Raw genomic sequence first — 14,764 nt, forward strand, 5'->3', positions numbered from 1 at the left:
GGATGGGAGAGTGACGTTCCATCAAATGGTTGGAATAATCTAGTCTTGTTGTTTGAAACATGAACAAGATTTCACACATGACGTAGCGTTTTTCGAGTATTTATTCCGGTATGGGCGCAGAGAGGAGGAGGAGTTTCTCCGCTTGAGGCGCATTATGTCCCAATTGGAGGAATGAAATGCTGGTCGCAACGAAAAACAGTCTGGTTGAGCGTGGTATCAAAGCTGCCGAATGCAGGATTTTCGAGCAAAACAAGATCTGGGCACGCTTTGCGAGTGAGAAGCCGGATGTTGCAATCAGTCTGATGCGGGCGATCCGGCAATTGCATTCAAGAACACCATGTGACCGCAAATTGTCGGCGCTTGCGATCGGGGCGGGGGACGAGCCCCAGTTCCGTATATTGCAGGCAGCCTTTGAACGCGGGCTCTGGCTGTATGACATCGACGGTGCCGCCCTGGCCAAGATCAAGGAACGGCTGGACCGGCAATCGATCGACAAAGTTTACCTGCTGCAAGGAGACTACAGCCGGGATTTCGAGAACGAACTGGTTGCTGCTCAAACACTGGAATCCATTCTGGGCGGGCGTAAGCTCGACCTCGTGACCCTGCATCACTGCCTTTACTACTGCTGTGCATCTGAGTGGCCGGGTATCATCAAGGCGATTTACGACAGCGTGCTTGCTCCACAAGGAGCCATGCACATGGTCATGATGTCCGCACGAGAGCAGCGTCCGGGAACGACAACCTGGCTCTATAATCACTTCGCAGGGAAGTTCTTTGGCTCCTCAACGGAGCAAGACTTGCTGCAACTTCGCCAGACCTTCTCCGAGGATCCCGGAATGAGGGGATGCAGGATCGACGCGGAAACAAGGGAAGTCGAATTCTGGGTGGACGATTTTGAAGCGTTCATGTCGGTCGTCTGGATGATCCTGCTTTATCCGCACGGACACGACTATTCGCTGGAACAGCGCATCGAGATCACCGAATTCGTGATCGAGCATTATTGGCGCCCGGGACGTCCGCTGATCCAGACGCAGGACTACGTCACTCTGCACAAACCGGCCTATGCTCTCACTCGGGATCCGTTTCGCGGACTTTATTGAGCGAACGGCATATCCGTGACGATCGATCCCGATCACTCTCCAGGCATGGAGCCTGAACACACCGAGGCGAAAGCCTCGGGTGTTGGGCCCAGATAGAAGAGATTGTCCAATCCGATGGCAAATATGGCAATGCCGATTAGGCTGTGTTCCAGCCAGGCGGCCGCTAACGAGTCATATTTGCGATAGGTTCGATAAAACGAGAGCCCCGCGACAAAGCTCAGGCCGACTGAGAGCCAGGACCCGAAAAGGATGTGCACCCAGCCAAAAAGTACTGACGACAGAATGACTGCGGCTGGAAATGGAACGTTGTGAGCATCAAGTCGCCAGGCCGCATATCCGCGGAAGGCGATTTCCTGCGGCAACACGGAAACCAGTCCATAAAAGGCGACAATCAGAACCATGAGCACCGGGTCGGCGCGCGGAATGCAAAACAGGCGTTCCGGGCTGATGGCAAGCACGATTGCGGCGATAGCGAGCGACCCGACAAAACAACGCAATAGGATGCCGGAAATTGCGGCTCGGCAGCCCGACCAGTTGAAACGCAGGTAGGTTCGCGCCACATTGTTGGTCTTCAGGCGCCAGAAACAGTATCCGGCCAGCAGAAACACTGCCGAGAATCTCAGAAGTTGAACCGGAAGTCCCATCAGCAGGACCGGTCCCGCGACAAGAATTGCAAGTTCTGCCACCAGAAGCAGATGGCTCTTTGCGAGGAAACCATTCTGCTTCTGCTGCCGTCGCATTTCCGTTTACCGGAGCAACTTGTTGATTAGAGGCGGTTCAGCAGTTGAGGAGTCGGCCAGGCATCGGCTGGCATGCCAAGCTTCTGTTGAACGTCCTGCACTGCAGCGCGCGTGCCTGATCCCAGGATGCCGTCGATCTTGCCGACGTCATATCCCATGCTTCTGAGCTTGGTCTGGAGCTGCTTCATCTGGGCATCGTTCAGGCCTTGGTCGGGATTGCCGGCATTGTAGCGCGGAGCCCCAGCCAGGCGGGTGGCGAAATAGGCCGCCGATGTGGTGTAGATGAAGGATTTGTTCCATTCCAGGTAGATGTTGAAGTTCGGGTAGGCAAGAAAGGCCGGGCCCTTGCGACCCTGCGGGAGGATCAGGGATGCAGGGAGGTTCGAAGGTATTTCGCCCCAACGAGGTTGAACGCCGAGAGCTGCCCATTGAGCGCCGGTCTTGGTTTTTCCGAGACCTGTTTCAGCCCAATTGAGATTTTGCGGCACGTTTACTTCCTGCAGCCAGGGTTGACCGCGTTGCCAGCCGAGATGCTCGATGAATGCGCCTGCAGTCAGAATTGCATCCGGCGCGGACTGTTTCAGTTTGACATGTTCATCGCCGTCACCGTCGCGGCCAAACTCGATAATATCCTTTGGCAGCATCTGCACCATGCCGATTTCCCCGGCCCAGGCACCCGTGGTGCGCTGTGGATCAAGGTCGCCGTTCTGCACCATTTCGATGGCGGCGATCAGCTCCGGGCGGAAAAGTTCGGGGCGGCGGCAATCATGGGAAAGTGTCGCCAAAGCATTGACCGTATTAAAATCACCCTGAACGGCGCCGTAGTCGGTCTCGAGCGCCCAGAAAGCGGTAATTACGGGTGCGGGAACACCGTATTCCTGTTCGGTCCGTTGAAAAATGCCGGCATATTTCTTCATGTTTGCCGCGCCGTTTTTCATTCGGTAGCTGGAAATGACCCGCTGGGAAAAGTCCAGGAAAGTCATCTTGAAAACGCCTTGGGCTCGATCGCGCGACAGAACCTTGCGATCGATCTGCGCTCCTGCCAGCGTCCGGTCCGCCGCACGGGCTGAAAGGCCTTTGGCAACGGCTTCTTCTTTCACACCTGCCAGAAACTGACGGAAGTCACCCCCGCATTGCTGCGCAAAGGCTGAAGAGGAAAAAACGAAAAATCCGGCCATGAAGGTGGCAGCGAGTTTGGGAACTAGGAGCGCACGGCGGGTCATGAAAAGTCCTGTCATTTATCTTGGCGAACGCGCGGGGAAACCCCGGAAGAAATCGGGCATAGTTGACTGTGCTTCGCCCGATAGGTCAACAGCCTGCATGAGTTCGAAGTCCACTTCTTTCAGACAAAAGCCGATACATCTTGTCAGGGACAATTTCCGAAACTTGAACCGGCAATGATGCTGCCGTCGGATCCGCGTTTGAGCGGCGCATTGACTGTTGCCCGCGAGCGGCAATCACCCGATGGCGCCTGCAGGTTGCCGGAGGGATAATAGGGCGTGCCATAGTGCGGAGCAGCGTTTACACCGGAGGTCTGTTGCTGACACATCTGGTAAGCCGTGTCGTAGAGTGCCTGCCAGCCGCCGGGAAGGGACCCCATGTTGTCGAGCACACCCAGCGCGCCTCCCGCGCGCGCTCCCCGGTAGGCTCCGACCGGACCTTTCCATTCGCCGCCGACAACGGCTCCCGCCATGCCGCCGGAGACCGCATCTCCAACAACGTCACCACTGCCCATACGAGCATTTGCATAGTCTGTTGCATAGACTACGCAGTTCGTTCCCTGGGACTGAGCATGCGAGAAAGTGGTACAGGACATAACAATCAGGATTGATGCCAGACCGCCAGTTTTCCGGTGTTTCATGATCAGCCTCCTGCTGGTGGCGGCAGGTTTGCGTTAGCGAACATCCGATCCCGGTACGCAAACAGACAAACCTCTACCGCCACATTCACAGAGCACAGTAGATCGCCGGAATTAACAAGCAACTACTGTAAAAGCTCAGATCATTCCGACTGCGCAGTCCTCTCCAGATATTTCTGACCGACGAACCCGGTCTTGCCGTCATAGGAAACCGTACACCACCATTTGCCGCACTCACTGAACTGAACTTCGGCGCTTTCCGGAATGACCCCAATGATCTTCGCGTTCTTGTCGTCCGACTGACGCAGGTTCACCGAGGCGGATGTCGTCGCGACATTCGGATAGGCCGGATCGGACGCGACTGCTGCCGGGGCTTGCGGTGCCGTTGCCGTTTCCTGGGTCAACGGAACGTCTTCGCTCGTCTGCGGCACAGTGGCGCTGGAGAGTGGAGCCGGCATCAGGCTTTGCGGAATCGGCACAGTACGGGACGTGCTTGCCAAAACCGGCAGCCGACCGGTTGAGCTGTCAACGGAAGCCGGAATTTCCGGATCTCCGTTCCGTTCCAGTTTGGCTTGTGCCTGGTTTGCCAGTGCATTCACCGGCTGGTCGGTGACACCAGCCGATTGAACCGACTGTGTCGTCAGAACAGGCTGTTCGGACTTGCTGCCCTTGCCGGCTGCGAATGCATTTCTGATGCGATCCTTGGCGTTTGCAATCTGCTGTGGGGTCGCCGGGTCAACAGCTGTTGCTGCTTGTTGTTCGGTAACCACTGGAGCAGCAGAAGGAGTGGTGCTGTCGGCGGCGGCAACGTTTTCCGAAGCGATGATGCTTTCAATTGTGGGCTCGGTTGCGATGCTTTGCGTATTTACCGGGACCGGGGCAGTCTCTTCCTGTGACAACAGGCTCGGCATTGCAAAGACAATGCCTGCACCGCCGGCAGCAGCAATGAGCAGAGCGCTGCAAACAACAATCTTGAGGCTCAGACCGCTTGGCGTGAAATCAAGACGCCTGGAAGTGTTTTCAGGTGCCGGAACTGCGTCGGGCTGGAGAGTGGAATAGGTATCCGTCTCACGAGGACGGCGCAGAACCCCTGGCATTTCGAACGACGTTTCGTCCTGATTATCGACCAGTTTCGGTTCGCGGGCCGATGCTGATTTCGCGTCATCTGCGGTTGCGTGCATCTGCAGGATCTTCGCTGCGATCTCGCTGGGATCGAGCGGCTGCAATTCTCCCTGAGTGTCTGAGGCTTCAGCAGAAAAGGAGCTTACGAGCTTGAGCTCGTTTTTATTGTTTTCTTGATTTGCATTGTCCGTTCTGTGGCCTTGTTGGTTGTCGCAACCGGCGGCTGGCGCGATTACAGAATACATTTGGCCCTCCAGGTTTTGCGGATTAGGCATGCTCAGAGCGGATGCCAGTTTTGGTTACCGGCGCATTAATCTTTGTTAATGCGTCGGCAGACGGGCCGGATTGCGGCGTCACTGAGGAATTTGGGGGCAAATATGACGAGGATGTGATTTCCGTGCCTATCCCCGGTTGGACGTTTGCAAATACCTAACCAGTCTTTGTCATTATCTGTCCAACGGACATCACAGACGAGGGAAGAATACCTTCTGTTGTGGTCAGATTGAGGCAGGCGGGCACATACCATGAGACACCGGATCTCACGCATTCTTCTCAAGGCGGCAGGGACGACAGCAGCACTCGCACTAGCCTGCCAAGCCACCATTGCGCAGGAAGCCAAGGAGCTGAAAGTCGGCCTCATGGCGACCCTGTCCGGCCCCGCAGCGGTTTACGGCGAACACATGCGCGACGGCTTCATGCTTGCGGTAAACCAGTCCAACGGAGCGTTGGGGGGCGTGCCGACAAACGTTCTTGTCGTGGACGACAAGCTCGATCCCGACTACGCGGTGGAACAAGCGACCAAACTGATTGAGCAAAATGGTATCGATGTTCTTGTCGGCGTGAATTTCTCAAGGGTGATGCTCGCGGTGCATGATCCGGTCGTTCGCTCCAAAACACCCTTCATCGGAACCCATTCAGGACCAGCGCCGATCGCCGGGCGCAATTGCAACCGGTACTTCTTTTCAACTGCCTCGCAGGACGATCAGGTTCACGAGACCATGGGGCGGTATGCGAGCCTCAAGGGGTATCAGCAGGTTGTGACGATCGCGCCGGACTATGAAGCGGCCCGCGATGCGGTTGCCGCGTTCCGGCGCCATTTCAAGGGGCAAATCGCCCGTGAAATTTTCCCGAAACTGGGTGACACGGACTTTTCTGATGAATTTGAGCAAATCGCTGAGCTCGAACCTGATGCCATCTTTGCTTACATGCCCGGAGGAATGGGTGTTGAGCTTGTAAGTCAGTTCCACACTTCAGGACTGAAGGGCATTGTGCCGTTCTTGTCATCGCGCACGATAAATGCCGTGACCTTGCCTTATACGTCGGAAATGGCCGAGGGTCTGTTTTCAGCCACCCTTTGGGCTCCGAACCTCGATAATCCCGCAAACAAGCGCTTTGTGCGCGAGTTCGGTAGAACCTACGGCTACGCACCTTCCGTCTATGCAGCTCAAGGATATGACGCTGCCAAACTCATTCACTTTTCTTTGGAGCTGACAGGAGGGGTAAAGGAAAAGGAAGCTCTGCTTTCCGCCATCAGCGCTGCACCGTTCGAAAGTGTGCGAGGAGACTTCCGCTTTAATTCCAATCAGTTCCCCATTCAGGATTTCTATCTGGTGGAAGGCGTCCGGCGTACGAGCAAACTCTATGAAATGGAAGCCGTTGCACGCGTTTTTGACGACGTTGGTGATGCTTTCTCAGGGTCGTGTAGGATCTGATCGCTCACGATATATCTGTTGAGATTTTTATTTTGAAACGTCCGGTCCAGAAATAATTCCGCCGGGACTTGTATTCTGGACCAGCCAGTCCATATCATTGGGCATGACAAAGACCCAGGCTCAAATTCCTGCACAGGACAAACGGACACCCGGACCAGGGCGGCCGCGCAGCTTTGATGAAGCTGCGGCGCTCGAGGCTGCGATGAAGGTGTTCTGGCAGAAGGGATTTGAGGCGACGTCGCTGGATGACCTGACCAAGGCCATGGGACTGAGCAGGTCAAGTTTCTACAGCGCGTTTGGTTGCAAACAGTCTCTGTTTTTGCAGGCGCTGGAGCACTATTCGAAAAATGGCATTCGCAACCTGAGAAAGGTTGCGGACACGGCTGAGGACGACGCTGTCGATGCGATGATGCAAGCCCTGTCGGACCCCAAGGGCGGCCCGCAAGGGTGCATGTTGATCAATTGCATTACAGAACTCGCCCCACATGACGAAAAGGTGGCCGAGATAGGCCGCCGTCACCTGGAGAATATCGAAGAAACCTTCGCCAAAGTCATAGACCCGGAGCATCCCGAAACAGTGAGAGACAAGGCAAGCGCCTATTCCTCTCTCGCAATCGGAACCCTGGCGCTGCGTAAGGCCGGAATGCCGGCAGAGCGGATCGCCAACACCCTGAAACAAGCAAAAACGATCCTCTCGTCTTAAGAGAGATCACCGAGAAAAGGCGGATCTGGCCGGACAACGGTTAGGTGCGTTTAATTATGGACTAGATAGTCCAAAAACAGACGAAAGACAGCCAGAAGGAAAGTTGACGATGTCTGACGCAAAGCTGTTTACCCCCGCAAGAGCAGGTGCCATCGAATTGAAAAACCGAGTGGTTATGGCGCCGCTTACACGAAATCGTGCACGCGCCGAAGACGATGCGCCGTTTGAACTGCATGCTGAATATTATGGCCAGCGAGCCGATGCAGGATTGATCATCACTGAAGCTTCCCAGATTTCTCCGCAGGGCAAAGGATATGCCTGGACACCCGGCATCTACTCGGACGCTCAGATTGAAGGCTGGAAAAAGGTAACGGATGCCGTTCACGACAAAGGAGGCAGGATCGTCATTCAGCTGTGGCATGTCGGACGCATCTCACATCCGGTCCTTCAGCCTGAGGGCCAGGATCCTGTTGCACCTTCGGCGATTGCAGCGAATTCCAAATCATTTGACGGAACGCAGTTTGTCGACACGCCGACACCGCGTGCACTAAGTGTTGAAGAGATCCCGGGAATTGTAGCTGACTACCGAAAGGCCGCGGAAAACGCCAGAAAAGCAGGTTTCGATGGGATCGAAGTTCACGCCGCCAACGGGTACCTGATTGACCAGTTCCTGCGCGATGGCTCCAACAAGAGAGAGGACCATTACGGCGGTTCTGTCGAAAACCGTGCCCGCTTCTTGAAGGAAGTCATGGATGCAGTCGTTGATGTTTGGGGCGCGGGACGAGTTGGGGTACGCCTGAGCCCGTTCTCCAGCGCCAACGATATCGTCGATAGCAGTCCGCAGGAGACGTTTTCTCATGTCGTGAATTTGCTGAACGGCTACGACCTGGCCTATCTCCACCTTGTCGAAGGACAGACAGGTGGGCCTCGCGACATTCCGGAAGGTGGCGACCTGGCGGCGCTCTATGCCTTGTTCGACGGAACCACGATGGGCAACAACGGCTACGACCGGCAAACTGCAATAGATGCCGTTCACAATGAGGCGATTGATCTTGTTGCCTTTGGACGTCCCTTCATTTCCAACCCGGACCTGGTTGACCGGCTGGCGAAAGACGCCGAGTGGAACGAACTTGATCCCGATACGCTCTATGGCGGCGGAACCAAGGGATACACCGACTATCCAACCCTGGGTCAAAGCCAGGTCGCTGCTGAGTAAGTTTGACGACTTCAGTCCGCCCGACATCCACCCCCTCCAGGGCGGTCTGATAGCGAGCCGGTGCCAGGCGTGAGCCTGCACCGGCTTTCCATTTAGGCACGTATTGTTGATGTGCTGGTTGTTGTTTTGCCGAACAGCCACCCACTCCATGCGCCAAGATCGAATCCGATGGCCGTTGCAATCAGAAGCGAACTCGGCGGAATTCCGTCGAGAGACATGCTGATGAGGCGTCCGACTCCCTGGGCAAGCAACTGACCGGTGAAGGCGACATGCAATGTGTCACGCGCTTGCGCATGCAGCTTGCACGCATGGAGTTGAAAAAACGCGAGCGACCGATCGCTGAAATTGCGGTGCAGTTCAGCGACGAGTCGGAAGCCGCGTTTTCCCGGGCCTTCAAGCGGGTAACCGGCGAGACGCCCGGATCCCTCAAACGAAACGGAGATGCGTTCTAGACCACAGCCTTTTCCGATTGCTGATCTGCAATGGATTGATCGACTTCTTCCAGGGCGACTCCTTTTGTTTCCGGGGCAAATTGCCACGAATACCAAAGCCCGAAGCCGCAGCAGAACGCGAACATGGAAAACGTCGCCGCCTCGCCAAGTTCGGCCGCAAGGACGGGAAAAAGAAAGACCACCAGAAAGTTGCAGATCCAGTTGGACAGCGACGCGACCATCATGCCCTTGCCCCTCAGTGGCAGAGGAAACAGTTCTGACATGTAGAGCCAGGGCAGCGGCCCCAGGCTGATTGCGTAGAAAAAGACGAAGCTGAACAGAGCAGCCAGCGTGATCCAGGCATATTCCGGATTGTTCAGTTGGAAGAGCGCAGCGATGACCGCCATGCTCAAGAACGCCCCAGCGAATCCAAATATATAAAGCGGCCGCCGCCCGAGCCGGTCAAGCGCGACCATGGCCAGCAGGGTAACCAGCATGTTCAACAAGCCGATACCCGCTGTTGCGATCAGTTCGTTGGCAAGCCCATGTAGCCCCGCATTGTCCATGATCCGCGGCGCATAGTTCAAAATGACATTGATACCGCTGAACTGCTGCAGCAAAAAGGCGACCACACAAAAGATCAACAGTCCGCGCAGTCGCGGATTCTTGAAATTGCTCCAGCTTTCTTCCCTGTGATCCTTCGGCAGGCTTTCATCAATCTCGCGCACGGTCTTGTCTATGTCCGCAGGAAGTACATCGGGCTGAACGGTTTTGAGAACCGTTTTGGCGTCATCCTTTCGGCCTGCAAGAACCAGCCATCTGGGGCTTTCCGGGGCCTTCAGGATACCTGCAAGACAGATGGTCGCGGGGATCAGGCTGAAACCGAGCATAAAACGCCAGGAGCCGGAATAGGAAAAGGCCCAGTCGATCGTGAAGGCTGCAAGGATACCCACGGTGATCATCAGCTGAAAGGCTGAAACAACGGCTCCGCGTATTCGTGCAGGTGCAATCTCCGCCAGATACATGGGTGCAACCAGGGACGAGACACCAATTGCCACGCCGATTACCAGACGCGCCGCTGTCAGGAACCAGACGCTGAATGTCATCGCTGCAGCCAGCGAGCCGGCGGCAAACAGGAGAGAACTGAAAATCAGCACAGGTCTGCGGCCGAACCTGTCGACCGAAATCAGAGCAACAAGAGCACCGAAGATCGCGCCGAACGGCACGGCTCCGGTCATAAAGCCTTCACTCTGCGCTGTGAACGCAAATTCCTTCTTCAAAAAGGGCAGGGCGCCAGAAATTACCCCGATGTCTGTGCCAAAAAGAAAACCGAAAAGAGCGGCCAAAACGGCCAGAAGGATGAGCAAGACGTTTCTCCCCGAACGCGAAGCCGCCTTTGGGGCTTAATGGCGGATTTGCAGCTTCTGCGAATAGTTTGCTTCAAAGGTTCAGTTAAGCAGGGCATCGAATGCAAGTCCAGAATGCGAAAGGCAGTTAGCGCTACCTGGAAAGGTGAGGCCCCGTTGGTTCTGAAAAATCCGGCATTTCAAGTGCATCCAAGCGTGAAATTAATGAACCGTACCGGAGCGTACTCTTTTTCTGCAAACAGGCCTTTCGTTCTGGTCAAAAACCTGTCAAACCCCATATCAAGTTGAAATTTGGGCGCGACTTCTTGTTCTGTATTTGGCGGAAGAAATCCGGCAGAGACGAGCGCGCCCGATACTATAGGGAGAGACTTAAATGCCCCCGTATCGTTCCAGAACCTCCACCCACGGCCGCAATATGGCGGGAGCGCGCGGTCTTTGGCGCGCGACTGGTATGAAGGACGACGATTTCGGTAAACCCATCATCGCGATTGCGAACTCTTTCACGCAGTTTGTGCCGGGTCACGTACACCTGAAGGACCTGGGTCAGCTGGTGGCTCGTGAAGTCGAAAAAGCAGGTGGTGTCGCGAAGGAATTCAATACGATTGCTGTCGATGACGGCATCGCGATGGGCCACGATGGTATGCTCTATTCGCTGCCTTCGCGCGAAGTCATTTCCGATGCGGTGGAATATATGGTCAACGGCCACTGCGCCGATGCGTTGGTCTGTATTTCCAACTGTGACAAGATCACACCTGGCATGCTGAACGCGGCAATGCGGTTGAACATTCCGGTCGTATTCGTTTCTGGCGGGCCGATGGAAGCCGGCAAAGTCGTGCTTGAAAACGGTGTTGCAAAGTCCATCGACCTGATCGATGCAATGGTCGCAGCTGCGGATGACAACGTTTCCGATGCTGACGTACTGACCATGGAACAGAACGCTTGCCCGACTTGCGGCTCCTGTTCCGGCATGTTCACGGCGAACTCCATGAACTGCCTCACCGAAGCTCTGGGTCTTGCTCTGCCAGGAAATGGTTCCACGCTGGCGACGCATGCAGACCGCGAGCGCCTGTTTGTTGAAGCGGGGCATTTGATCGTCGACCTGGCGAAGCGCTACTACGAGCAGGACGACGAAAGTGTGCTGCCACGCAACATCGCCAATTTCCAGGCATTTGAAAATGCCATGAGCCTCGACATCTCCATGGGCGGATCGACAAACACGATCCTGCACCTTCTGGCAGCGTCTCATGAAGGGGAGATCGGCTTCAATCTGGACGATATCGACCGGTTGAGCCGCAAGGTTCCGGTCCTGTGCAAGGTCGCTCCGGCTGTTGAAAACATCCACATGGAAGACGTGCACCGCGCGGGTGGCATCATGGCGATATTGGGTGAGCTCAATCGCGCTGGTCACCTGCATGCTGACGTGCCGACTGTGCATTCATCGAGCATGAGAGAAGCTCTGGCGCGTTGGGACATTCGACAAACCAATTCGGAAAGCGTCCATCATTTCTTCAAGGCCGCTCCGGGCGGTGTTCCTACCCAGGTCGCCTTCAGCCAGGAACGACGCTGGGATGATCTGGATCTTGATCGGCAATCCGGTGTGATCCGTGAAGAAGCGAACGCCTACAGCAAGGACGGCGGCCTGGCAGTTCTTTTCGGAAACATCGCCGAGGACGGCTGCGTCGTTAAGACGGCCGGTGTCGACGAGGAAATTCTGAAATTCTCGGGCCCGGCCCGGATTTTCGAGAGCCAGGACAGCGCCGTATCTGCCATTTTGACCAACAAGGTCAAAGAAGGCGACGTGGTGCTTATTCGATATGAAGGCCCGCGCGGTGGTCCGGGGATGCAGGAAATGCTTTACCCGACCAGTTACCTGAAATCCAAAGGCCTTGGCAAAGCTTGCGCGCTGATCACCGATGGCCGTTTCTCAGGTGGTTCCTCCGGGCTTTCCATCGGCCACATCTCACCGGAAGCCGCTGAAGGTGGAGCTATCGGTCTGGTCGAAGAAGGCGACATGATCATCATCGATATTCCGAACCGGAAAATCGATGTCGACCTGACCTTTGCCGAGTTGCATGCCCGCCGTGAGAACATGGAAGAAAAGGGTGATGCGGCCTGGAAACCGCTGGAAAAGCGCAAGCGCAAGGTGTCTAAAGCTCTGCGCGCCTACGCCAAGATGACGACCAGTGCCTCCAAGGGCGCGTTCCGGGAAGTCGACTGACACACCGGAATTATTGGATTGATCAAGAAAGGCGGGTTGCACAACCCGCCTTTTTTGCTGGAAGGCATTGCCATCCCGTGTCGGATGTCTCACAAAACCGGCTAACATTCAGGACGTTTCGCACAACCGGTCTGCTTAATGGATTCACTTACTCAATTTGTTCTCGGCGCTGCTGTTTCGACTGCTTGCCTCGGAAAGACGCTCGGACCCCGCAAGGCAGCGCTTGTCGGAGGACTGCTGGGAACCTTGCCGGATCTGGACGTCTTCATTCCTTTTGACGATCCGATCGACAGCTTCGTTTACCACCGTGGCTGGTCGCATTCCATTTTCGTACATGCCCTGGCAACACCGGTGATCGGTGAGGGGCTCAGGTTGCTGTTCAAAAAGTTGCGCGATCACCGCTGGCTCGCTTGGGCGACCGTGTTCCTGTGTCTGTCGACCCATGCGATCATTGATGCGATGACGGTCTATGGCACACGGCTCTTCTGGCCGCTTTACCCTGACCCGGTCGGGGTCGGTTCCATTTTCATCATCGATCCGCTCTACACGTTGCCCCTGCTGATTGTCGTTGTCTGGGCGCTCTGCAAGAAAAACTGGTCATCGCGTTTGCGAAGCTGGGTGACTGGTGCGCTCGTATTTTCAACGGCTTATCTTGGAGTTGGTGTGGTCCTTCAGCGGCATGTCGAAAGTCAGGCGCGACAGATCTTCCAGGACGAAGGTGTGCCTTCTAACGAGATTTTCGCAATCGCGGCACCGTTCAATATCCTGGTATGGAAGGTCATCGGACTTGGCGAGGACAGATACGACAATCTCTACTATTCGCTTCTGGACGGGGCAGGGCCACCGGAAATCTACGTTCATCCGCGTCACCCGGAGCTGATAGCGTGCCTGCAAGATTCCAACTCGTTCCGGAAACTTGACTGGTTCAGCCGTGGCTTTTTCAGGACCGATCTTGTGGGCAACAAGGTGGTGATGTCTGACCTGCGCATGGGACTGACACCGGGCTATGCTTTTCGCTTTGCAATCGGTGAGCTGGATGGGGACGGCGTCAAGCCGATCGCGCCTCAGCGGCATGCCGGGTTGGGCCGGATCGAGGCAGGGGACTGGGATTGGTTCCTGGCAAGGCTTCAGGGAAAGCCCGGTACGCGTGAAGCCGAAGTAAACGACCAATACAACGGCCAATCCCAAACCGCTGGTCAATGCGGCAAAGCTGGAGCGGCCGCCGGCTAATCCTGGCAGTGTTGTGATGGATGGGGTGGCGCTGGCTGCTATTGGCTGATTTCGGATTCCGACAGAGGGATCAAAATCGTTCGACTCAAAAGGGCGTCCGGATCGTGAACTTCGGGTACCTGCGTGCAATCGATCGCCTTTTCAACACTTTGCCCCTGATGCTCTTTTAGCTCGGCACAGATCGGGATGGCCGCCTGTCTGGTGCCACTGGCGGCAACATTCATCACTTCCTGCAGCGAGCCCTCCGTTTCACTGAGGGCTTGTGCCAGGTGCTTGGCAAACAGAGAGATTGTCCGGTCGGCGGAGTAATTGGCTGTCTGACCAGTTCCCGACGAGGAAATGAGCGCTTCCGGTCGGTCCTTGTGATCTACAGAGTTCTTGTCAAACAAATGCATGTTGATTGCATGCGAGTTGTTGGTGTCCAGGATCAGAATCGCTTCGGCTGCTGGGATCGTGTGGATCATTGCGGCAAAGGCGGGAGCCGAGATCCAGGTTCCTTCACTGATCGCTCCGCTTGTCGTCTCCGGCTTTTTCCCCGCCCAAAGCTCCAGAACGTAACCGTTCTTTTCGTCTTCCTGACCGGCGTCAGCCTGGCCCAGAGGCAAGTTGGCATAGATCAGAAGTCGGTCTTCCGGACCGAGATTGCTTGCAAGTTCAGTTGCCTTTCGCTTAAGAGCAGCAGCGCTTGCACCTTCGTTTATCAGAAGATGAATGTTCTCCGGACCGGCATCCACTCTGGGAGCCAGAGCCGACACAACCTTTTCCAGACTGTGCTTGCACACTTCTATCGACTGGGGATTCCAGGGCGGGCAATTGCCGATGCCGAGAATATGGTTTTGGAGACCTCCAGATCCTTGCGCTTCCACGGTCAAAACTGCAGGTGCGAAACTGAGAAAACCAAGAGCGAAAAGCGCACTTGCGATTCTAGCCTGTAGCTGGCCTTTCCAGGTGCGTTTCCATAAGGCGCAGCGAGACATTATTTCTCCCAGGATGAGCTCCGGTATAGGCCGGAACATATTCCGCACAACCAGCTTACAATCCGTGAAGCTGCAAAGTCACTCGAGCGG

Annotated in this window: 13 protein-coding genes; 7 read left to right on the top strand and 6 right to left on the bottom strand. The window is 55.7% G+C overall.

Annotated features, from left to right (window positions below; genetic code table 11):
• Window positions 1-176: 176 nt before the first annotated feature.
• Complete coding sequence (locus tag ABLO27_RS03265) at window positions 177-1,100, top strand: hypothetical protein (protein ID WP_353030397.1); 924 nt, start codon at window positions 177-179, stop codon at window positions 1,098-1,100.
• 32 nt (window positions 1,101-1,132) lie between these two features.
• Here the strand turns inward: ABLO27_RS03265 and ABLO27_RS03270 are convergent, their stop codons facing one another.
• From ABLO27_RS03270 to ABLO27_RS03285, 4 genes are all read right to left on the bottom strand, one after another.
• On the bottom strand, window positions 1,133-1,840 hold the full coding sequence (locus tag ABLO27_RS03270; RefSeq protein WP_353030399.1) for a CPBP family intramembrane glutamic endopeptidase: 708 nt from the start codon (window positions 1,838-1,840) through the stop codon (window positions 1,133-1,135).
• A gap of 26 nt (window positions 1,841-1,866) precedes the next feature.
• Complete coding sequence (locus ABLO27_RS03275) at window positions 1,867-3,018, bottom strand: lytic murein transglycosylase (protein WP_417714749.1); 1,152 nt, start codon at window positions 3,016-3,018, stop codon at window positions 1,867-1,869.
• A 188-nt stretch (window positions 3,019-3,206) separates the two neighbouring features.
• Complete coding sequence (locus ABLO27_RS03280; RefSeq protein ID WP_353030402.1) at window positions 3,207-3,701, bottom strand: hypothetical protein; 495 nt, start codon at window positions 3,699-3,701, stop codon at window positions 3,207-3,209.
• 140 nt (window positions 3,702-3,841) lie between these two features.
• Entirely contained in the window at window positions 3,842-5,065 is a 1,224-nt protein-coding gene (locus ABLO27_RS03285; RefSeq protein WP_353030403.1) for an SH3 domain-containing protein, read from the bottom strand.
• Between the two features lie 279 nt (window positions 5,066-5,344).
• On the opposite strand from ABLO27_RS03285, the gene ABLO27_RS03290 reads away from it, so the two are divergent.
• From ABLO27_RS03290 to ABLO27_RS03305, 4 genes are all read left to right on the top strand, one after another.
• Window positions 5,345-6,532, top strand: coding sequence for an ABC transporter substrate-binding protein (locus tag ABLO27_RS03290; protein WP_353030404.1), 1,188 nt, complete (start codon window positions 5,345-5,347; stop codon window positions 6,530-6,532).
• A gap of 103 nt (window positions 6,533-6,635) precedes the next feature.
• Window positions 6,636-7,235 carry a TetR/AcrR family transcriptional regulator gene (locus ABLO27_RS03295; RefSeq protein WP_353030405.1) on the top strand — a complete coding sequence of 200 codons (600 nt, stop codon included), beginning with the start codon at window positions 6,636-6,638 and terminating at the stop codon, window positions 7,233-7,235.
• A 109-nt stretch (window positions 7,236-7,344) separates the two neighbouring features.
• A complete protein-coding gene (locus tag ABLO27_RS03300) occupies window positions 7,345-8,451 on the top strand; it encodes an alkene reductase (protein ID WP_353030406.1) in 1,107 nt (368 codons plus the stop codon).
• A gap of 251 nt (window positions 8,452-8,702) precedes the next feature.
• Complete coding sequence (locus ABLO27_RS03305) at window positions 8,703-8,903, top strand: helix-turn-helix domain-containing protein (protein ID WP_353031691.1); 201 nt, start codon at window positions 8,703-8,705, stop codon at window positions 8,901-8,903.
• On the opposite strand, the gene ABLO27_RS03310 is transcribed toward ABLO27_RS03305, so the two are convergent.
• Window positions 8,900-10,249, bottom strand: a complete 1,350-nt coding sequence (locus ABLO27_RS03310; protein WP_353030408.1) for a sugar porter family MFS transporter — start codon at window positions 10,247-10,249, stop codon at window positions 8,900-8,902. The genes ABLO27_RS03305 and ABLO27_RS03310 overlap by 4 nt on opposite strands.
• A gap of 373 nt (window positions 10,250-10,622) precedes the next feature.
• On the opposite strand from ABLO27_RS03310, the gene ilvD reads away from it, so the two are divergent.
• On the top strand, window positions 10,623-12,467 hold the full coding sequence (ilvD, locus tag ABLO27_RS03315; RefSeq protein ID WP_353030409.1) for a dihydroxy-acid dehydratase: 1,845 nt from the start codon (window positions 10,623-10,625) through the stop codon (window positions 12,465-12,467).
• Window positions 12,468-12,605: 138 nt separating this feature from the next.
• Window positions 12,606-13,697 carry a metal-dependent hydrolase gene (locus tag ABLO27_RS03320; RefSeq protein WP_353030410.1) on the top strand — a complete coding sequence of 364 codons (1,092 nt, stop codon included), beginning with the start codon at window positions 12,606-12,608 and terminating at the stop codon, window positions 13,695-13,697.
• A gap of 38 nt (window positions 13,698-13,735) precedes the next feature.
• On the opposite strand, the gene ABLO27_RS03325 is transcribed toward ABLO27_RS03320, so the two are convergent.
• On the bottom strand, window positions 13,736-14,674 hold the full coding sequence (locus tag ABLO27_RS03325; RefSeq protein WP_353030411.1) for a hypothetical protein: 939 nt from the start codon (window positions 14,672-14,674) through the stop codon (window positions 13,736-13,738).
• Window positions 14,675-14,764: the final 90 nt, after the last annotated feature.

This window comes from Roseibium sp. SCP15 (assembly GCF_040329435.1).
Taxonomy (GTDB): domain Bacteria; phylum Pseudomonadota; class Alphaproteobacteria; order Rhizobiales; family Stappiaceae; genus Roseibium.